This window comes from Cedecea selenatireducens, assembly GCF_042138895.1.
Lineage (GTDB): Bacteria > Pseudomonadota > Gammaproteobacteria > Enterobacterales > Enterobacteriaceae > Cedecea > Cedecea selenatireducens.
The window spans coordinates 444,617-464,406 of the sequence record NZ_JBHIKW010000001.1 but is presented as its reverse complement, the minus strand read 5'-3'; the positions used below and the strand labels follow the sequence as shown (position 1 = coordinate 464,406).

Below are 19,790 nucleotides of genomic sequence, written 5' to 3'. Positions count from 1 at the left end.
CACATCACTCCATCATCTTCTCAATGGGCAGTACCAGAATAGAGCTGGCGCCCAGCGCTTTCAGCTTCTCCATGGTTTCCCAGAACAGCGTTTCGCTGCTGACCATGTGCATCGCCACGCGCTGCTGGTCGCCTGCCAGCGGCAGAATGGTTGGGCGCTCGGCACCCGGCAGCAGGGCAATCACTTCGTCCAGACGCTCGGTTGGCGCGTGCAGCATGATGTACTTGGACTCGCGGGCCTGAATCACGCCCTGGATACGGGTCAGCAGCTTGTCGATCAGCTGCTGTTTGGCTTCCGGCATTTCGCCATCGCGCTGGATCAGGCAGGCTTTGGAGCGATAGATAACTTCCACTTCACGCAGGCCGTTGGCCTCAAGCGTTGCGCCGGTAGACACCAGATCGCAGATGGCGTCGGCCAGGCCAGCGCGCGGAGCTACTTCCACCGACCCGTTCAGCAGGCAGGATTTAAACTGCACGCCTTTCTGGTCGAGGTAGCGTTTTAACAGGTGCGGGTAAGAGGTCGCGATACGTTTGTTATTGAGGCCGGCCGGGCCATCCCACGGCTCGTCCACGGCGGTGGCCAGCGACAGGCGGCAGCCGCCGAAGTCCAGGCGGCGCAGCGTGTAATAGCGAGGATCGTCACCCTGAGCGCGGCGCGTCAGTAACTCTTCTTCGAGGACGTTTTCACCGATAATACCGAGGTCAACTACGCCGTCCATCACCAGCCCTGGAATGTCGTCATCACGGACGCGCAGAATGTCGATCGGCATGTTTTCCGCCAGCGCAATCAGGCGCTGCGTGTGCAGGTTGATTTTTATGCCGCAGCGGGCCAGTAATTCGCGTGAATCGTCGCTAAGACGGCCAGATTTCTGCATAGCTATGCGTAAACGGTTGTTGTCGGTCATCGGTAGTTACCCCTTATTCATTCCTGTCTGACGCCCAATAAAAAAGCCCCCGGAAGATATCTTCCGGGGGCTTTTTCTCGCGTTCACGCACCACTGGAAGATCTTTTCGTCTCCCAGCACCAATCGCCTGAAAGACTAGTCAGGGTGATGGTGATGATGGTGGTTTTTAAACTGAGCGCGTGTCATAAAATTCTCGTATGAATGACTATTCATTATGTGCCAATTAACGTAAACCAGATTACGCGTTGAGTGCAAGGGGTTTTTTTCCGGTTCATTAATATTCTGTTTGGCTGCGGGAATTGTCAGTTCTGCCTGGGTGGCGTAGCCTTAACGGAGAGCTAAATTCACTCGTCAGAAGATAATGCTGCAAGGTCAGGAGACAAGGCATGAAAAGGGTCGCGATAGTCGGTTTAGGGTGGTTGGGAATGCCGCTGGCGCTCTCATTGTCAGCGCGGGGCTTTCAGGTCAGCGGAAGCAAAACGACGCTGGATGGCGTAGAAGCTGCCCGCATGTGCGGAATTGAAAGTTATCAGCTGCAGCTGCAGCCGGAACTGGTATGCGACAGTGACGATCTGGCTGAGCTGCTGGACGTCGATGCATTAGTGGTCACGCTTCCCGCCCGACGCAGCGGTGAAGGCGATGACTTTTATCTTCAGGCGGTGCAGGAAATTGTCGATAGCGCGCTCGCGCATTCCGTTCCCCGCATCATTTTTACCAGTTCGACCTCGGTATATGGCGAAGGCGAGGGGAACGTGAAAGAGACGACGCCGCTGCGGCCTGTCACCGCCAGCGGTAAAGTACTTAAAGAACTTGAAGACTGGCTGCACAAGCTGCCGGGGACGTCGGTGGATATTCTCCGGCTTGCCGGGCTGGTGGGGCCGGAACGCCACCCCGGGCGTTTTCTGGCGGGGAAAAAGGATGTTGCGAACGGGCAGCACGGCGTAAACCTGGTGCATCTGGAAGACGTCATTGCTGCCATTACGCTGCTGCTTCAGGCACCGAAAGGCGGACACATCTATAATCTCTGCGCGCCAGCCCACCCAACGCGCGAAGAGTTTTATTCGCACATGGCCCGGCAAATTGGCCTGGAGGCGCCGCTGTTCCGCAAAGAAGCCGAAACCGGCCACGGCAAGCTGATTGACGGCAGCCGTATCTGTAATGAGCTAGGCTTCGAGTATCAATATCCTAATCCGCTGGTCATGCCGATGCAGTAAGTTCAGCCCCGGCGTGCTAAGCGCACCCGGGGGTGAGTATTAAACCTTTGCTTGACGTGCTGATAATTCTCGATGCGCTGGATAAAGAAGGGAGCTTTGCTGCCGCGGCGGCAAAGCTTTTTAAAACCCCTTCGGCGCTGAGCTACAGCGTTCAAAAACTGGAAAGCGACCTTAATATTCAAATTCTCGACCGCAGCGGTCATCGGGCGCGTTTTACGCGAACCGGCCAGCTACTGCTGGAAAAAGGGCGAGAAATCCTGCACTCGGTTCGTGAACTGGAACAGCAGGCCATTAAGCTCCAGCAGGGCTGGGAGCACGAACTCACCATTGGGGTTGATAACGCCTTTCCGTTTTCTCTGCTTACGCCGTTAATCGAAGCGTTCTACCAAAGCTATAGCGTGACTCGCCTTAAATTCATCAACGATGTGCTTGGCGGCTCGTGGGAAGCGCTCACCCAAGGGCGGGCGGATATTATCGTTGGGGCGATGAGCGAACCACCCTCGCTGAGCGGTTTCGGCTTTACTCTGTTAGGCCGGCTGGAAATCGTTTTTGTTGTGGCTCCGCATCATCCGCTGGCAAAGGCCGGGGAGCCACTTCCCCGGCGATTAATCAAGCAGTCGCGCGCCGTGGTGGTGGGAGACACCTCCAGAATAGAATCTGCTCGAGCTATGCATCTGCTTGAAGAGCAGGAAGCCATCACCGTATTTGACTTCAAAACCAAGCTCGAACTGCAAATCAGCGGCATTGGCTGCGGGTATATGCCGCGCTATATGGCGCAGCGTTATATCGACAGCGGCGCGCTGGTCGAAAAGCAGGTCGCGGGGCAGGTGTCCTATGTCCCGGTGTGGATTGGCTGGAATGAACAAACTGCCGGGCTCGCCAGTGAATGGTGGCGTGAGAAAATCGTCAGCGACCAGCACATTGCTCAGGTGTATATGCCGGTAGAAAAATAGCCTCTTTATGACTGGCGATTTTTGCATAGCGCGGCTATGTTCAATGTCAGCCAGGCAGTACGTTAGAGCAGTGATACGCGTGGACAGGCCTATCTTCTTCTGCAGTGCTGAATGTGGGAGGTTTTACTTCCGCCAGACGCTGAAAAAGAAATTGCCAAAGATGGCTTTAACATCTTGTCATTGTGGCGCCGTATGGTGCAAAATACGCGCCAGCAAAAATAGAAGACTAACCGACGTTTAAGAGACGTCGGTTATTTTTTTGCAATCAATTAAGTCAGACAAACGGCATTTGCCAAAAAAACCAAGAGGCCGGGCTTCGTACCGGATAGATACTAGCTTTTAAAAAACGACAGTCGTGTCGCCGAGGAAATTCAGATGGGGCAGATTTTTGCTTTTGCGCAGGCTTTCTCTATTGAGGGAAACAACCATGTCGCTTAACGTCACCGCAGGTGCAAACACCCGCCCAGGTCTGCGTAAGACCCTGACGCTGGTTCCGGTAGTTATGATGGGCCTTGCCTACATGCAGCCGATGACCTTGTTTGATACTTTCGGTATTGTTTCCGGGATGACCGATGGCCATGTGCCGACGGCTTATGCCTTTGCTCTGGTGGCGATTCTGTTCACTGCGCTGAGCTATGGCAAGCTGGTGCGTCGTTTCCCGTCTGCGGGTTCCGCTTATACCTACGCCCAAAAATCCATTAACCCGCTGGTCGGTTTTATGGTGGGCTGGTCGTCGCTGCTGGACTATCTGTTCGCGCCGATGATTAACATCCTGCTGGCAAAAATCTATTTTGAAGCTCTGGTACCCGGCGTCCCTTCGTGGATCTTCGTAGTGGTGCTGGTTGGCTTTATGACCGTCTCTAACCTGCGCAGTGTAAAAACCGTTGCCAACTTCAACAGCGTCATCGTGCTGCTGCAAATCGTGCTGATTGCGGTCATTATGGGCATGGTGGTTTACGGCGTTTCCGGGGGTGAAGGCGCGGGTACTCTCACAAGCAGCAAACCGTTCTGGTCTGAAAACGCCCATATTGCACCGATGATTACCGGGGCAACTATCCTGTGCTTCTCGTTCACCGGATTTGACGGCATCAGCAACCTGTCTGAAGAGACCAAAGACGCCGAGCGTGTGATTCCTCGGGCTATCTTCCTGACCGCGCTGATTGGCGGCATGATTTTCATCGTGTCGACCTATTTCCTGCAGCTGTATTTCCCGGATATCTCTCGCTTTAAAGATCCGGACGCGTCTCAGCCTGAAATCATGCTGTTCGTTGCGGGTAAAGCTTTCCAGGTTGGCGCGCTTATCTTCTCCACCATTACCGTGCTGGCTTCCGGTATGGCGGCGCACACCGGCGTTTCTCGCCTGATGTACGTGATGGGCCGTGACGGCGTGTTCCCGAACCGCTTCTTCGGCTACATTCATCCGAAATGGCGTACCCCGGCGTTTAACGTGCTGCTGGTGGGTGCCGTAGCGCTGATGGCTATCGACTTTGACCTGGTAACCGCAACTGCGCTGATTAACTTCGGTGCGCTGGTGGCCTTTACCTTCGTTAACCTGTCGGTTATCTCGCAGTTCTGGATCCGCGAAAAGCGCAACAAGTCACTGAAAGACCATTTCAACTACCTGGTGCTGCCGACTATCGGTGCTCTGACCGTAGGCGCGCTGTGGATTAATCTGGAGCAAAGCTCGATGATCCTCGGCCTGATTTGGGGTGCAATCGGTCTGATTTACGTTGCCTGCGTAACCCGCAGCTTCCGTAACCCGGTTCCACAGTACAACGAAGACATCGCTTAATCAGTTTTGATGAAATAAGAATGGCTCCCGGTGGGAGCCATTTTTTTTGTCTGTAAAAAGCGTTAACCGACCAGGTATTGCGCGTATTCAAACAGCGCTTTCAACAACGCCAGTTTCTCTTTATCACCTTCATGCTGGTTATACAGCGTTTCCAGCTCAAGGGCGTAGGCCTGCAGGGCTTCCTGAGAAAGCACATCGCGGCGGTGATGCTGCCAGCGGTTTTGCTCCTCTTCGCTTAACGTGCCCGGCCAGTTGCGCGCCCGGTAGTTAAACAGCAGCTGCTCGATACGCTTATCGGCAAAGGTGATATCCAGCGCCGGTAGATTCTGCGGGTCAGTTTCCAGCACGATGCGCATTGCGGCGCGGTCAGCATCGCTGAAGAAACCGTTGTAAAGCTGGGCATCAACGTTATCGGAAGGCACAAATGGTTCGGCCTCGGCAAACAGCCTCACCACTTTTTCACGAACTTCCGGATGCTCACGCAGCACTTTCAGGTTATCAAGGCAGCGCTGGCGGTTTATGCCGAGGCGCTCGGCATCTTCCGGCCGCAGCGTGTTGGCGACGGCAAGTACCGGGCACTTATTCAGATGCACCAGCTTGATCGGCACCGCGGCGTTATCCCCCAGCTCGGATTTTGGCGTATACAGGCGGTCGCGCAGGGTGCCGGCGTCCAGCTCCAGTAGCGGGGAAATATCCCCGGCCAGGTCCACCATAATCACGGCATTGCGGTTATCGGGATGCCAGGCCAGCGGCGCTATCCAGCTGGTATTGCCGCGCTGTGCGCCGAACATGCCGGACACGTGAACCAGCGGCTTCATCTGCGGGATATCAATCAGCGTCTGTAGTTTTTGCTTCGAGCGGTGGCTGTAGAGATAGTCAAACAGGCGCGGCTGACGTGTTTTAACCAGCTGCGCCATGGCGATGGTCGCATAGACGTCTGACATGGCATCGTGTGCGTTGGCGTGCTCAATGCCGTTAGCCTTCGTCAGGTGCTCAAGACGGAAGCTTGGCAGCCCGTCTTCGTTTTCCGGCCAGACGATACCTTCCGGGCGGAGGGCATAGCAGGCGCGCATCACGTCGAGCAAATCCCAGCGGGAATTGTCGTTCTGCCAGCTCCAGGCGTAGGGATCGTAGAAGTTGCGGTAGAAGATATTACGCGTCACTTCATCGTCGAAGCGCACGTTGTTGTAGCCCACCACGCAGGTCTTTGGCACGGTAAAAATACCGTGAATACGCTTTGCAAAATCCGCTTCGTTTTCGCCGCGAGCCAGCGCCTGCTGAGGCGTTATGCCGGTAATCATCACGGCTTCTGGCTGAGGCAGGTAGTCATCCGCAGGCTTGCAGTAAAACACTTCCGGATCGCCAATAACGTTAAATTCGCCGTCGGTGCGGATGGCGGCAAACTGGGCCGGCCTGTCCAGCGAAGGGCTTTTGCCGAAGGTCTCGTAATCGTGAAAAAGAAATGTAGCAAGGGGAGCAGAATCAGACACAGAAGTTACCATTGAGCTAGTTGTATTCTGGCTCAATGGTAAACCATCTGCTGGCTCATCAGAAGGAAAAGCGCGTTTAAGATGTGGCCCGCTGGGACTTTAGCCCGACGCGGCTAATCAAGCGTTTACCCAGCGCGATACCGCGTTTTTCTACCCTGTGGTAAAGCACCACTGCAATCAGCCAGACGGCCGGCAGCGCTATCACCGTCACAATCAGGAAGCGAATGAGAGAAGGTTGGTGGGCAAAGGCGGTGTAGCGAACCAGCAGGCCGATGACGGGAATCACAAGCATCAGGTGCAGCAGATACACCGAGTAAGACACGTCCCCGAGGAACAGGCTAAACCGGCAGGTGAGCAGCCTGCGCGGGGCGTCTGTCATCCGGCTCAGGCGGCTTTCGCCCTGATGCTGCCAGAGCAGCAGCGTCATCCCAACAATCATCACGCACTCCGCTGCCAGCCGCAGGTGAGTTTCCGCAATATGCATCTGCCAGGCAATGACGGGGGCGAGCAGCGCCAGCGCGCAATAGCGCAGGTTTCTCTGCATCACCGTGTGAGATATCAGCATACCGGCGATAAACAGCGGCAGCTTTATCAGGATCATCGACGGCATCGGGAAGGCGTTGAAGTAGTCCGGAAAGAGCCAGCGCGCCGCCAGGCAAACGACCATCAGCAGCGTGGCGCTGACCGCAAACCCGTAGCGCATCACCAGCAACATGATGAACGGGAAGAGCAGGTAATACTGCATCTCAAGCCCAATACTCCAGTCGGGCAATACGGTGCGGAAGGAGTATTCGGGCAGCAGGCCGAAAATAAACGACAGGTGGCTGACAATGTTAGTAACGGAATGGTCGGCATAGCGGCTGCTTGCCGTGGCGGTAGTCGGCCAGGCGCTGGCGATAATATCGCGCATTTCGCCAAACCAGCCGCCAAAGAACAGGGCAATTATCAGCAGTAAATAATAGAGTGGGGCGATGCGAAAGAAGCGACGCAGCCAGAATACGCGAAATGTGTTGGGGCTATTCCACGGCTCTTTTACCCGTCGTTCCTGATAATTTTTTGCCATCAAATAACCGGACAGCAAAATAAATAAATCAACCCCCATGCCCGGATCGTAGAGCACGGGGATGCGGCATTGCACCAGCAAACAAATGTGGCCGAGCAGAACCCAGAGCGATGCCAGACCGCGCAGCCCTTCCAGCTCGGGAGACCAGCGTTTACTTTCCACTATAAGATGACCTATATCTGTATTTTCTTCGGTCAGAGTAAAAATGAATCAAAGCCGCCACAATCAGAAAGTCGCGCAATCGGGGAATATCAGAATAAACGCAGGGCAACTTTCGGCAGGAATATATTCGTACAAATATCATTCATTATTATTACCAAATATGAAATGTCATATTTTCTTGCAATTTAAAGAAGCAAATTAACAAGAACTCCCGTAAAACGAGCCGCTGTAAATTAAGTCTTTGAGGATATTCCGTTGAAAACCCGCCTGCTTGTTGCCCTGAGCTTTTTGTCCCTTTCCGTTAACTCCGCGTTTGCTGATGATATTTTCCCCCATCAGCCGCAGCCGCCGCAGGTTCAGGCTGGCGCATGGGTGCTGATGGATTACACCACCGGGCAGGTGCTGACCGCAGGTAACGAGCACGTCCAGCGTAATCCGGCCAGCCTGACAAAGCTGATGACCGGCTATGTGGTAGACCGTGCTATCGACAGCAAACGTATCACGCCGGACGATGTGGTCACGGTGGGGAAAGACGCCTGGGCAAAAGGCAACCCGGTCTTTGATGGCTCATCGCTGATGTTTATTAAACCGGGCGACAGGGTCACCGTACGTGACTTAAGTCGGGGGCTTATTATTGATTCCGGTAACGATGCCTGCGTTGCGCTGGCAGATTATGTGGCCGGCGGGCAAAAGCAGTTTGTCGCCATGATGAACCACTATGTCGAGCAGCTTGGCCTGCATGACACCCATTTTGAAACCGTTCACGGCCTGGACGCGCCGGGGCAGCACAGTTCGGCCTATGATCTGGCCGTTCTGTCCCGCGCTATCATCCACGGCGAGCCGCAGTTCTACCATATGTACAGCGAGCGCAGCCTCACCTGGAACGGCATTACCCAACAGAACCGTAACGGCCTGCTGTGGGATAAAGCCCTGAACGTTGACGGCCTGAAAACGGGGCATACCGAAAGCGCCGGGTTCAACATTATCGCCTCCAGCGTGCTCGGCCAGCGCCGACTGATTGCGGTTATTATGGGCGGCCTTAGCTCAAAAGGGCGCGAAGAGCAGGCCCGCAAACTGCTGCACTGGGGGCAGGATAACTTCGACACCGTGCAGGTATTACAAAAAGGCAAAGCCATCGGCAGCGAGCACATCTGGTACGGCGATAAGCCTGACATCAGCGTTGGCCCGGATCAGGACGTTTTTCTGGCGCTGCCTAAAGCTGAAGTCTCCAACATCAAGGCCAAATATGTGTTGAGCAAGCAGGATATGGAGGCGCCGCTGGCAGCCAATGCTCAGGTGGGCGAGATTCAGCTGTTCGATGGCGACAAGCTTATCTCCCAGTGGCCGCTGGTGAACCTCACGCCGGTAGAGAAAGGCGGGGTGTTTTCACGTCTCGGCGACTTCATCAGCCGTACGCTTTAATCCATTTACCACGCTCTTGAGCCGCGCTTCCTGCGCGGCTTTTTTGTCCCGGTTTCTTGCGAAACAGCTCCCAAAACTGGCAGCTTGTGCCGACGCCATAAACGCTATAGTGTATAAACGTACAGTGCATTTATTCATCAGCGTGGAGGCAGTATGACATTTAAAGTTCAGCACGTTCCGGCGCGAAAAGTGGCCGGCTTTCATCTGGTCGGGCCTTGGGAAACCACGGTTCCGCAGGGTTTTGGTCAGCTGGCGATGTGGGCACAAACCCACAGCCTGAATGGAGAATGGCTGGCCGTTTACTACGACGATCCCGATGTCGTTCCGGCGCAAAAGCTCCGCGTTGACACCGTGCTCGGCGTTTCTGATGATTTCAAGGTTCCGGCGAACAGCGAAGGCGTAATCGTCACGGCTATCGAGGCCGATACCTACGCCATCGGTCATGCCAGGGTGGAAAATGAAGCTTTCCAGCAGGCCTGGGAAACCTTCTTCGACCAGATAGAGGCCGACGGCGGCTATCGGTTAACCGGAAAACCCTGCTATGAAATCTACCTGAACGACGGGTCTGCAACCGGCGTATGGGAAATTGATATGTATATCCCGGTCGCTAAAGCCTGACAGGAGGAAATCATGACGGAAGCTATCGCAGGGTTAAAGGTGTTATTCATTGCCGGTTATGGCCCTGTCCCGCGTGACGTGGCGGCAAGCGCCGGATTTTATCAGCAGGTGCTTGGCCTGCCGCTGAAGGCTATGGAAGGCAACGAAGACTATCTGGCAACGGAGAACGGCGTGCTGGACGGCGTGAAACATTTCGCCCTCTGGCCGCTGGCTCAGGCGGCACAATCCTGTTTTGGCGTGGGCAGTTGGCCTGAAGACGTTAGCGCGCCACAAAGCTGGGTGGAGTTTGAAGTGGAAGACGTCGGGCAGGCGACGGAGGTGCTGAAGCAGTCAGGCTACAAAATGCTGGTGGATAACCGCCTGGAGCCCTGGGGGCAAACGCTGTCACGCCTGCTGAGCCCTGAAGGTTTGCTGGTTGGGGTTACGGTCACCCCCTGGCTGCGTTAGCGTCGGTCAACCTGGGCGGCAGGTTGCCGCCCCATTTCTGATATTCAGCAAAGAAACATGAAATATCCCGCGTAAAAGCCCTGCGCTCCGAGGCTTTATGATTTCTTTATGAGAAAAACGGGTACAATTTCTTTTTTGTTTTCGGAGAGCCGGGTGTGCGTCCCGACAAATCACTGACCCCGTTTGAGATCCGTATTTACCGCAACTATCGCGTTGCCCACGGTATACGCATCGCCCTTGCTTTTGTGCTGACGTTTGTTCTGGTTCGCCTGCTGCAGATCCCGGAAGGGACCTGGCCGCTGATCACGCTGGTGGTGGTAATGGGGCCTATCTCCTTTTGGGGAAACGTGGTGCCTCGCGCCTTCCAGCGTATTGGCGGCACCATCTTTGGGGCGGCCATCGGGCTGATAGCCCTCAAGCTTGAGCTTTTCTCTCTGCCGCTGATGATTATCTGGTGCGGGCTGGCAATGTTCCTGTGCGGCTATCTGGCACTCGGCAAACGCCCATACCAGGCTCTGCTTATCGGCATCACGCTCTCGGTGGTCGTGGGAGCGCCTCCGGGCGACATGGAGATTGCGCTGTGGCGAAGTGGCGACGTTATTTTTGGCTCTCTTCTGGCAATGTTGTTCACCAGCGTTTACCCACAGCGCGCGTTTATTCACTGGCGCATCCAGATGGCGACCTTCGTGCAGGCGTTCGGTAAGGTCTATACCGCCGGTTTTTCGCCAAACCTCGTGGACCGCCCGCGGCTGGAAAAACCGCTGCAGAAGATCCTCAATGACGTTGTTAAAATGCGTGCCTTGATTGGCCCTGCCAGCAAAGAAACCCGCATTCAGAAGTCGGTTTTTGAAGCCATTCAGACCATCAACCGCAACATGGTCTGTACTCTCGAGCTGCAGATAAACGCCTACTGGGCAACGCGGGCCAGCCATTTCGTGATGATCAACGCCCATACGCTGCGCGACACGCAGCAGATGACGCAGCGAACGCTGGCGGCCATTGCGAAGGCATTGCATGAAGGAAATCCTTCTCCAATCGCTGCCAACACTGAAAAGCTGAATGAAATCGTTCTGGAGCTACGGCAACTGATGGAAGAGGGTAAGGGAAGCGCGCTGCAGGAGACGCCGATTCATGGCTACGTCTGGCTTAGCCTCGAACTGGCCCGCCAGCTTGAGCTGCTGTCGCATCTTATTTGCCGGGCGCTGCGCAAATAGCGCGCGTAAAGTGCAGAAATGACAATGCTTGTTTCGATTCAGCAGAAATTGAGGTTAAGATAGGGCCAGCCCGTCAGTGAGATTGACAAAAAAATTGTCATCGTCAACCGCGACGACTAAGGTTATGGCGGTTGTCTTAACGAATCCGAGTACCAATTTAGCAGGGGTGTAAAAATGGAAAATATCAAACCTACCTTCCAGGACGTTCTGGAGTTTGTTCGTCTGTTCCGTCGTAAAAACAAACTGCAGCGTGAAATTCAGGACGTAGAGAAAAAGATCCGTGACAACCAGAAGCGTGTGCTGCTGCTTGATAACCTGAGCGACTACATCAAGCCGGGCATGAGCATCGAAGCGGTGCAGGGCATTATCGCCAGCATGAAAACCGACTACGAAGACCGCGTGGATGACTACATCATCAAAAACGCCGAGCTGTCTAAAGAGCGTCGTGAAATCTCTAAGAAGCTGAAAGTGATGGGCGAGCAGAAAGTAGCCGATACCAAAGCTGAATAACTTCAGTGAATCTAAAATAACCGCCTTCATGGGCGGTGGTGAGGCTGCTGACAAAGTTCATTGCTCTAAAAAAGACCGAACCCAGGTCTAATAAAAACAATGAATAATGTTCTCGGGTTTGCCATCAATCTAACCGCCTTCATGGGCGGTTTTTTTATGCCTCGTTCACCATAACCCGCAGTAAGGTTTCCAGCAGGCCGGGAAACCGCGCGTCCAGATCTTCACGCCTCAACGAAATCAGATTCTCACGTCCCTGAGGGCGCTGCCAAATCACGCCGCTATCGCGCAATACGCGCCAGTGGTGGGTCATGGTCGACTTCGCTACGTCCTGACGCAAAGCGCCGCAGGTAAGTTCTTCGCCACCGGCGAGCGATTTAACAATCCCCAGTCGCAGCGGGTTACCCAGCGCAAAAAGGACATTTTCAAGGCGGATTTGTTCTCGTTCGGGATGGTTGGCGATCATACTCTTCCTGTATCGGCGGTTACGGCACGGCGGCTGGCTACTATAACAAACTTGCCGGACTTCGACTGTATCGAGATTAACGATAGCTCAAATTGTTCGAATATACTCGTACAGTTGTACTATTATGATGGCGAACAAATTGGGCGGCCATCCTGGCCGTCGCTTAACAGTCAAAAAGACTAAGGACACATCATGCCCCGACCCATCCCTCTCGAACGCTATCGCAACATTGGTATTTCCGCCCACATTGATGCCGGTAAAACAACTACGACCGAACGTATTTTGTTTTACACAGGCATGAGCCACAAACTGGGCGAAGTTCACGATGGCGCAGCAACGACAGACTGGATGGCTCAGGAGCAAGAGCGCGGCATTACCATTACGTCCGCCGCGGTGAGCTGCTTCTGGCCGGGTATGGATCGCGGTTTTGAACCGCACCGTATCAACATCATCGACACGCCGGGACACGTGGACTTCACCATTGAGGTGGAGCGCTCCATGCGCGTACTCGACGGCGCCGTAATGGTTTATGACTCCGTGGGCGGCGTGCAGCCTCAGTCCGAAACCGTGTGGCGACAGGCGAATAAATACCGCGTACCGCGGCTGGCCTTCGTTAACAAAATGGACCGTCCGGGAGCCGATTTCTTCCGCGTGGTGCAGATGATGATTGACCGCCTGAAGGCTAACCCGGTGCCGATTGTGATCCCCGTTGGTGCGGAGGAACGCTTCACCGGCGTGGTGGATCTGATCAAAATGCGCGCAATTTTGTGGGACGACGCAACCCAGGGTATGACGTTCAGCTATGCGCCGGTGCCTGAAGATCTGCTGCAAACCGCACAACAATGGCGGGAAAAAATGGTGTCCGCTGCGGCGGAGGCCAACGATGAGCTAATGGACAAATACCTGGAAACCGGCGAGCTGAGCGAGGCGGAGATCGTTACCGGCCTGCGTGCCCGTACCATCTCCGGGGAAATACAGCCTATGCTGTGCGGCAGCGCGTTCAAAAACAAAGGCGTACAGCGCATGCTGGATGCGGTTGTTGAGCTGATGCCTTCCCCGCTCGACATTCCTTCTATTCAGGGCGTGGACGAAAAGGGCCAGACGATTGAACGCCATGCCAACGACGACGAACCGTTCTCGGCGCTGGCTTTCAAGCTGATGACCGATCCTTACGTTGGCCAACTGACCTTTATCCGTGTTTATTCCGGCGTGCTGCGTAAAGGCGATTCGGTTTATAACCCGGTAAAAGGCAAAAAAGAGCGTATTGGCCGCATCGTGCAAATGCACGCGAACGACAGACATGAGGTAGACGAACTTCGCGCCGGTGATATCGCGGCCTGCGTAGGGCTGAAAGACGTTACCACGGGCGATACGCTAACCGACCCGAATGCGGTGATAACCCTTGAGCGTATGGAGTTTCCAGAACCGGTAATTTCACTCGCTATCGAGCCGAAGACCAAGGCCGATCAGGAAAAAATGGGTATCGCACTGCAGCGGCTGGCGGTAGAAGATCCCTCTTTCCGACTGCATACGGACGAGGAATCCGGCCAGACGATTATTTCCGGCATGGGCGAACTCCATCTGGAGATCATCGTGGACCGCATGAAGCGCGAGTTTGGCGTGGAGGCGAACATCGGTCGGCCTCAGGTTACCTATCGTGAAACGATCCGCAAGGCGGTGAAAGATGTTGAAGGTAAATTTGTGCGCCAGTCCGGCGGTAAAGGGCAGTACGGTCACGTGGTGCTGACGCTTGAGCCGCAGGAGCCGGGGAAAGGGTTTGTGTTTGAAGATGCGACCAAAGGGGGCGTGGTCCCGCGCGAGTACATTCCTTCCGTGGAGAAAGGCCTGCGCGAAGCCATGAACACCGGCGTGCTGGCCGGCTACCCGGTGGTGGACATCAAAGCCACGCTGACCTTTGGCTCTTACCATGACGTCGACTCTTCGGAAATGGCGTTCAGAATGGCGGCGATCTTTGGCTTCAAGGACGCCGTACGCAAGGCAGATCCGGCTATTCTGGAGCCGATCATGCACGTTGAGGTGGAAACGCCAGAAGAGTACGCCGGTAACATCATGGGCGATCTCTCTTCCCGTCGCGGCATGTTGCAGGGCATGGAAGAACGTTTTGGCAGCCAGATAATCCGGGCCGATGTTCCGCTGGCGGAGATGTTTGGCTACTCCACCACGCTGCGGTCTATGTCTCAGGGCAGGGCGACCTACAGCATGGAGTTCCATCACTATGCTGAAGCGCCGCGCAACGTGGCCGACGACATTATCGCCAGCCGCGTAAAAGCTTAAGCTGTACTCAAAATGGGCGAGGTTATCTCGCCCATTTTTTTATCTGCGAGTTAGTTCCCATCCGCTCTGCAACATCCCGTATACGTCAAAAAATACCTGAAGGCCGCTCGGTCATTCTGAATCAGAGCCATGTTCCGCTTCATTTTTACACAGATACTCCCCGATATAGTCTTGTGCCTATATAGTATTTAACCTATAGTGAAAAGGATGTCGTATGTGGTCGATAAAAATGACGGATACGTTTGATGCCTGGTTTACGGCATCGGATGATGCAATCAAAGCCAGCGTCATCGCATCAATGGTGTTGCTGAAGAGCAGAGGACCTTTACTAAGCAGGCCTTACGCAGACACGGTGAGAGGTTCGCAATACGCCAACATGAAAGAGCTGCGCGTTCAGTGCAGAGGCGAACCATTAAGGCTATTTTTCGCTTTTGATATAAGACGTTGCGCCATCCTGCTGTGTGCTGGCAATAAGGCCGGAAACGAGAAACGATTTTATGATGTCATGATTCCTCGGGCCGATAAGGAATTTGCAGCTCACCTTAAACAGTTAACGGAAAAGGAGCAGATAGAATGGGTCGAACACTAGAAGAGCTACTTGCCACGGAAAAACCAGAAGTTGTCGCCGCCGCGCAGGCCATGGCCGATGAAATGCTGCTGAATATCCATCTGGCTGAGCTACGCGATCGGGTAAGGAAAACGCAGAACGAGATGGCGCAAAAGCTGGGCGTGAAGCAGCCGACCGTTGCCGAAATGGAAAAAAAAGGACGTGATATCAAGCTATCTTCACTCAAACGCTACGTCGAAGCGGCGGGCGGCAAGGTTCAGCTGGATGTTGAGCTACCGGACGGCTCTCACTTTAAAATTGCGCTCTAAAGCTATTCGGGCAGGAAGACGGCCTATGCCGTCTCCGCCGGGTAATCTATGCCTGCCCGGTTTCCTGCAAGTGACGCCACAGCACCTGTTCACCTTCACGACGGAAGATAACGGTAGACCAGCGCCCGGTAGTCGAGCCGTTCAGGGTCTGCGTCTCGCGGTAAAGCACGGCGGCACCGTACTGCCATTCGTCCAGCAGAGTAAGGCTATCGACTTCAATTGCCAGCCCTTCACGGCTGCCGCCGCTGGCGCTGAAAAAGCCGCAAAGCGCCGGGTAATCCAGCTTTGTACCGCTCAACGCGATCATCGAATAATCGTCAGAAAAGCGTGCCAAAAGCGCCTCCAGCTCGCCCTGGCCCGCGCCAAGCCAATGCTCAATGGCAACGTGGGCGTCGATCACCTCTTTAAACCAGATATTCATCGCTCAGTGCTCCTTTTGGATAAGTTGATTTTTAATGTGCTGATTATTCAGCCGCAGATGATAAGCCAGCGGGGCAAGCGTCCCGGCGGCGGCAAGGCTAAAAGTAAAAAGGTAAGCGCGAGGGGCGGGCATCAACCCCTGTAATACGGCCAGCAGCAGGCTCAGCAGCGCCACGCCAAAGCAAAAGCTTAGCTGGCGATTAATGTTCCACAGCGCGCTGGCTTCGGGCATTGCCTCAGAAGCTATGGAGATAAAAGCGGTGCTCTGCGCCGTGCTGCTGGAAAGGCTCCCGCCCAGGCCCATCAGAATATAAGCCCCCACCAGCAGCGGAGTTTGCTCGCCGGAACTGACCTGCGCCAGCAGCAGGATCCCTGCAGCCTGAAGTAAGCCTCCGGCAGTAATCAGCGGGCGAGGGCCGAGGCGGTTAAACATCTTGCCGGTAAACGAAATTGCGACAAAAGAGGCCAGCGCCCAGGGTAGCATCAGCATGCCGGTTTGGGTGGCGGACAGGCTCAGCTGAGTTTGCAGATAGACGATGCTGACCAGGCTGGTGCCCATAAAAATGCCCGGAATGCATTGGTAAACGAACATCGCGTAGCGCAGCAACGGGTCTGCCAGCAGCGGTAGGCTGAATAGAGGATAAGGGTGCCTGCCGTTCCGGCGAACGAACAGCCACAGAATAAGCGTGCCGGAGGCCAGTAACAGCAGCGCCGATAAATGTGCCGCCGGGTTTCCGGCCTGGGTGACGCCCAACAAAATAGCAAACAGTCCGGCAGATCCCAGTATCAGCCCTTTGACGTCCAGCGGCCTGCGGGGAGTTTGTTGCCCGGTGGGTTTTAGCCACAGCCCGGCGAGCATTAACGTTAGCAGCGCCAGCGGCAGGCTCGACAAAAATATCCAGCGCCAGCCGAAAGACTCCACCAGCAGGCCGCCCGCCGTTGGCGAAAGCGCCGGAGCCAGCAGCGCCACCAGCATAATGGCTGATGAAAGTCTGGCCCGCTCGTGCACCGCAAAAAGCTGCCAGGTCAGCGCCTGGCCAACGGGGATCAGCAGCCCGCCGCCAACGCCCTGCAGAATACGCGCGGCGACCAGCGCCTCGAGGCCGGACGCGAGGCCGGATGCCAGCGTACCCAGCGTAAATAGCGCAAGTGAAAGCATAAACAGGCGTTTGGCGCCCAGGCGCTGCGTCAGCCACGCGCTGCAGGGAATAACCAGCGTCAGGCCGCAAAGATAGCCGTGGCTTATCCACGCCAGTTCGGTGACCGGCGCATTAAGCTCCCTGCCCATTTCAGGCCAGGCGACGTTGGAGATAAACATATTGATCAGGTCGAGAAAAAAGCCGAGCAGATAAACGGCAGCAACCCTGTAGCGGTAAGGCATGACGGTTCTCGTGAAAAAGAAAAGGTGATTTCAGCAGGTTCGGCCGGGCGGATAAATCCTGTTGCGGCTGATACACTGTCAAAAATAATTTGATAATCAGGCGAATTAGCATGCTGAACTTACAGCGAGTGGCGCAGTTTGTGGCCGTGGTGGAGGCCGGGGGCTTTACCGCCGCGGCGCAATCAGCGCAGCAAACTAAGGCGGTGATAAGCTTTAACGTTCGCCAGCTTGAGGCGGAGCTTGGCGTTTCGCTTCTCGTGCGCTCCACGCGCCGCGTGGCGTTAACCCAGGCGGGCGAGGTGTTTTACCAGCGTGCTTTACAGCTCTTAAGAGAAAGCGAAGCGCTGGTTGAAGACGTTCAGGGGCACCACGGAGGATTTTCGGGCGAGCTGAGTATTTCGACGACGCCGGAATACGGCCAGGCAAAGGTCATTCCCGCCCTGAGCGCCTTCGGCAGGCTGCATCCCGGGCTGACTATCCGGCATGAGTCCTCTTCTGCGCCGGTTAACCTGATCTCCGGGCAGTTTGACGTTGCTATCCGCCTCGGCAAGCTGGTGGATTCCTCTTACCGCGCCGCGCTGATAGAGCGCTTTGAGATTGTGGCAGTTGCCGCCCCGCAGTGGATCGAACGCAACCCGATCGGCAGTCTGGAAGCCCTGGCCGAAGCGGAATGGGTTATTCATCGTCGGCTGCCAACGCCGAGAGAATGGCAGGTTATTGGGCGTGACCAGGAAACGCGAGATCTTACGATTACCGGGCCAGCACGCTTTATGACCGACACGGCGGCAGCGCTAATGGCCTTTGTGGTGCAGGGCTGCGGCGTGGGTTTACTGCCCGAATGGCTGGTGCGAAACGCGATAGAACGCGGTGAACTTCAGTACGTACTGCCTGAATATCGTTTCCCCTCCCAGGGGATTTATGCGGTTTACCCAAATACCCGGCACGTTCCGGCGAAGGTGCGTGCGCTGATAGATTTTTTACAGGACTGGGAAAGTAACAGACCCGCTTAGCGGGTCCGTTTTTAGGCTTACAAAGCTTTTTGAGCCTTGCCCTGCAAGGTTACAGCCGCTGGCGCAGATGAGATCCCCGGCAGCCCAATCTTCAGGCCGAAGGTCAGCAGCGAATACATCACGCCGCCGGTCAGCATCGAGGCAATCACACCCAGGTTCGCGGTGGCAAAGACGCTATGGCGGGTCTCTTCCGTCAGCAGGAAACCGACCACATGCGCGATATACGGGTCGCCCGAGGTAATCGTGCCCAGGCCCACAAACGTTGCCACGCCCAGCGAAAGCAGCGCCGTCCAGCGGCCATCTCTGCCACCAAAACCCGCCTTGTTCGCCATCGCCACATCCCAGCCCAGGCGCTTCTGGCGCAGGAAGTCGATCAGCTGAATCGCCCCGGCGGAGCCAATCACCACCGAGATAGAGGCCAGGAATGACTGGAAGGTCGCGAGGAACGAGTCAGAAATAAACATCAGGTAGAACGCGCCGAAGCCTATGATGGCCGCGTTCAGCGTGGTGGTCGTGGCGCGGCTGGCGGGAATGCCCAGCGCCAGTAATGCCAGGCCGGAACTGTACACGCCGGTAATCGCAGCCGCCAGTAGCGAAACGATAATCACGATGGAAAACGGTACGTAGAACCAAAACGGCAGCAGGTTAGTCAGCGAGGCGATAGGCGACTGCGCCGCAGCTGCGCCCAGCTCCGGGTTACTGTCGGCCAGGAACGCGCCCAACACCAGCAGAATGCTTACCGGCAGGGAAATCCCCGTTGTCGTCCAAAAAATCACTTTTGAGGCCTGCGTTTTCTTCGGCAGATAGCGCGCGAAGTCGCCGCCGTAGTTCAGGAAGCCCAGGCCCACCATGGTCATCGCCATCACCACGCCGCCGATCCAGGTCAGCAGGTCGCCGTGCGCGGCGCTCTGGCCCAGCTTTTCCCAGTGAATGTGCGGCAGCATCAGGAAGATAAAAATGATGCTCATAAACCCGGTCAGCCACGCGATGTATTTCTCGACCTTCATGATCAGCTGGTGGCCATAAATGGCGACCGACATGGTCAGCGCCAGGCTGACGATAAACCAGCCGAGAATGCAGACCAGCGTTGGTTTGCCGTCCGCCAGCGCAAACGCCGCGGGCCAGAGTTTGGCAAACAGCGCCGCGCCGGTGGACGAGGCGAGGGTAATAATGGTGATTTTCCAGCCCATGTTGGAGATATAGGCAAACAGCGTCGGGAATTTATTGCCATGATAGCCGAAGCAGAAACGGGTCTGGGTCAGCGTCGGCAGGCCGGTTCTTGGCCCGCCCACCGCCAGCACGCCGACCAGGCAGCAGGAAAGCAGGTAGCCGAGAATCCCGGCGGTGATAGACTGCCAGACGCTCAGGCCCAGCGAGTAAACGTAAATCCCGTAGGTCATCCCCAGAATGGAGACATTCCAGGAGAACCAAATCGGGAACAGCCCCGAAGGTTTGCCGTAACGTTCAGCTTCGGGCACGGCATTGACGCCGTTTGATTCAACTTTTATGCCGCCAGAGGCCGGCTGGTGTGTAGAGTTTGTCATCGGAGAACCCTT

At 55.5% G+C, this 19,790-nt stretch carries 21 protein-coding genes and 1 other annotated feature; of the genes, 13 read left to right on the top strand and 8 right to left on the bottom strand.

What is annotated here, in order from left to right; all coding sequences use genetic code 11:
• Window positions 1-4 precede the first annotated feature (4 nt).
• Both hisG and hisL read right to left on the bottom strand, forming a co-directional pair.
• Window positions 5-904, bottom strand: coding sequence for an ATP phosphoribosyltransferase (gene hisG, locus ACE38U_RS02225; protein ID WP_038481352.1), 900 nt, complete (start codon window positions 902-904; stop codon window positions 5-7).
• 37 nt (window positions 905-941) lie between these two features.
• Window positions 942-1,064, bottom strand: a sequence feature (His leader region).
• Window positions 1,040-1,090, bottom strand: coding sequence for a his operon leader peptide (gene hisL / locus ACE38U_RS02220; protein WP_126358378.1), 51 nt, complete (start codon window positions 1,088-1,090; stop codon window positions 1,040-1,042). (Overlaps the previous feature by 25 nt.)
• Before the next feature lie 200 nt (window positions 1,091-1,290).
• On the opposite strand from hisL, the gene ACE38U_RS02215 reads away from it, so the two are divergent.
• The 4 genes from ACE38U_RS02215 to ACE38U_RS02205 all read left to right on the top strand — a co-directional run bounded on the left by ACE38U_RS02215 (window position 1,291) and on the right by ACE38U_RS02205 (window position 4,863).
• A complete protein-coding gene (locus ACE38U_RS02215; protein WP_375529072.1) occupies window positions 1,291-2,118 on the top strand; it encodes an SDR family oxidoreductase in 828 nt (275 codons plus the stop codon).
• Window positions 2,119-2,156: 38 nt separating this feature from the next.
• Complete coding sequence (locus tag ACE38U_RS02210; RefSeq protein ID WP_375529132.1) at window positions 2,157-3,071, top strand: LysR substrate-binding domain-containing protein; 915 nt, start codon at window positions 2,157-2,159, stop codon at window positions 3,069-3,071.
• A gap of 375 nt (window positions 3,072-3,446) precedes the next feature.
• Entirely contained in the window at window positions 3,447-3,509 is a 63-nt protein-coding gene (yoeI, locus tag ACE38U_RS22445) for a membrane protein YoeI (protein ID WP_494545903.1), read from the top strand.
• Complete coding sequence (locus ACE38U_RS02205; RefSeq protein ID WP_038481358.1) at window positions 3,499-4,863, top strand: APC family permease; 1,365 nt, start codon at window positions 3,499-3,501, stop codon at window positions 4,861-4,863. The genes yoeI and ACE38U_RS02205 overlap by 11 nt, the downstream gene beginning before the upstream one ends.
• Window positions 4,864-4,925: 62 nt before the next feature.
• On the opposite strand, the gene sbcB is transcribed toward ACE38U_RS02205, so the two are convergent.
• Both sbcB and ACE38U_RS02195 read right to left on the bottom strand, forming a co-directional pair.
• A complete protein-coding gene (gene sbcB, locus ACE38U_RS02200) occupies window positions 4,926-6,353 on the bottom strand; it encodes an exodeoxyribonuclease I (protein ID WP_176982421.1) in 1,428 nt (475 codons plus the stop codon).
• Window positions 6,354-6,429: 76 nt separating this feature from the next.
• Window positions 6,430-7,581, bottom strand: coding sequence for an acyltransferase family protein (locus ACE38U_RS02195; protein WP_375529131.1), 1,152 nt, complete (start codon window positions 7,579-7,581; stop codon window positions 6,430-6,432).
• A 252-nt stretch (window positions 7,582-7,833) separates the two neighbouring features.
• Between ACE38U_RS02195 and dacD the strand changes: the two genes are divergently transcribed.
• The 5 genes from dacD to ACE38U_RS02170 all read left to right on the top strand — a co-directional run bounded on the left by dacD (window position 7,834) and on the right by ACE38U_RS02170 (window position 11,789).
• Entirely contained in the window at window positions 7,834-9,000 is a 1,167-nt protein-coding gene (gene dacD, locus ACE38U_RS02190) for a serine-type D-Ala-D-Ala carboxypeptidase DacD (protein WP_375529071.1), read from the top strand.
• Between the two features lie 153 nt (window positions 9,001-9,153).
• Entirely contained in the window at window positions 9,154-9,618 is a 465-nt protein-coding gene (gene sbmC / locus ACE38U_RS02185) for a DNA gyrase inhibitor SbmC (RefSeq protein WP_375529070.1), read from the top strand.
• Between the two features lie 12 nt (window positions 9,619-9,630).
• Window positions 9,631-10,065, top strand: a complete 435-nt coding sequence (locus ACE38U_RS02180) for a VOC family protein (protein ID WP_375529069.1) — start codon at window positions 9,631-9,633, stop codon at window positions 10,063-10,065.
• A 155-nt stretch (window positions 10,066-10,220) separates the two neighbouring features.
• Window positions 10,221-11,279 carry an FUSC family protein gene (locus ACE38U_RS02175; protein ID WP_038481376.1) on the top strand — a complete coding sequence of 353 codons (1,059 nt, stop codon included), beginning with the start codon at window positions 10,221-10,223 and terminating at the stop codon, window positions 11,277-11,279.
• Window positions 11,280-11,453: 174 nt separating this feature from the next.
• On the top strand, window positions 11,454-11,789 hold the full coding sequence (locus ACE38U_RS02170) for a DUF496 family protein (RefSeq protein ID WP_038481379.1): 336 nt from the start codon (window positions 11,454-11,456) through the stop codon (window positions 11,787-11,789).
• 154 nt (window positions 11,790-11,943) lie between these two features.
• Here the strand turns inward: ACE38U_RS02170 and ACE38U_RS02165 are convergent, their stop codons facing one another.
• Window positions 11,944-12,252, bottom strand: a complete 309-nt coding sequence (locus tag ACE38U_RS02165) for an ArsR/SmtB family transcription factor (RefSeq protein ID WP_038481382.1) — start codon at window positions 12,250-12,252, stop codon at window positions 11,944-11,946.
• 192 nt (window positions 12,253-12,444) lie between these two features.
• On the opposite strand from ACE38U_RS02165, the gene fusA reads away from it, so the two are divergent.
• The 3 genes from fusA to proR all read left to right on the top strand — a co-directional run bounded on the left by fusA (window position 12,445) and on the right by proR (window position 15,423).
• Window positions 12,445-14,547 carry an elongation factor G gene (gene fusA / locus ACE38U_RS02160; protein ID WP_375529068.1) on the top strand — a complete coding sequence of 701 codons (2,103 nt, stop codon included), beginning with the start codon at window positions 12,445-12,447 and terminating at the stop codon, window positions 14,545-14,547.
• Between the two features lie 214 nt (window positions 14,548-14,761).
• Window positions 14,762-15,136, top strand: coding sequence for a type II toxin-antitoxin system RelE/ParE family toxin (locus ACE38U_RS02155; RefSeq protein WP_038481388.1), 375 nt, complete (start codon window positions 14,762-14,764; stop codon window positions 15,134-15,136).
• Window positions 15,121-15,423 carry a transcriptional regulator ProR gene (gene proR, locus ACE38U_RS02150; protein WP_038481391.1) on the top strand — a complete coding sequence of 101 codons (303 nt, stop codon included), beginning with the start codon at window positions 15,121-15,123 and terminating at the stop codon, window positions 15,421-15,423. Before ACE38U_RS02155 ends, proR begins: the two co-directional genes overlap by 16 nt.
• A 46-nt stretch (window positions 15,424-15,469) precedes the next feature.
• On the opposite strand, the gene ACE38U_RS02145 is transcribed toward proR, so the two are convergent.
• Together ACE38U_RS02145 and ACE38U_RS02140 are read right to left on the bottom strand one after the other, a co-directional pair.
• The gene (locus ACE38U_RS02145; RefSeq protein WP_176982023.1) at window positions 15,470-15,844 is read right to left on the bottom strand and encodes a DUF4440 domain-containing protein; all 375 of its coding nucleotides are present in this window, start codon (window positions 15,842-15,844) and stop codon (window positions 15,470-15,472) included.
• Between the two features lie 3 nt (window positions 15,845-15,847).
• Entirely contained in the window at window positions 15,848-17,224 is a 1,377-nt protein-coding gene (locus ACE38U_RS02140; RefSeq protein WP_375529067.1) for an MFS transporter, read from the bottom strand.
• A gap of 110 nt (window positions 17,225-17,334) precedes the next feature.
• Here ACE38U_RS02140 and ACE38U_RS02135 point away from each other — a divergent pair, with 110 nt between their 5' ends.
• Complete coding sequence (locus ACE38U_RS02135; protein WP_038481401.1) at window positions 17,335-18,234, top strand: LysR family transcriptional regulator; 900 nt, start codon at window positions 17,335-17,337, stop codon at window positions 18,232-18,234.
• A gap of 17 nt (window positions 18,235-18,251) precedes the next feature.
• Here the strand turns inward: ACE38U_RS02135 and ACE38U_RS02130 are convergent, their stop codons facing one another.
• On the bottom strand, window positions 18,252-19,778 hold the full coding sequence (locus tag ACE38U_RS02130) for a purine-cytosine permease family protein (RefSeq protein ID WP_176982026.1): 1,527 nt from the start codon (window positions 19,776-19,778) through the stop codon (window positions 18,252-18,254).
• Between the last annotated feature and the right edge of the window lie 12 nt (window positions 19,779-19,790).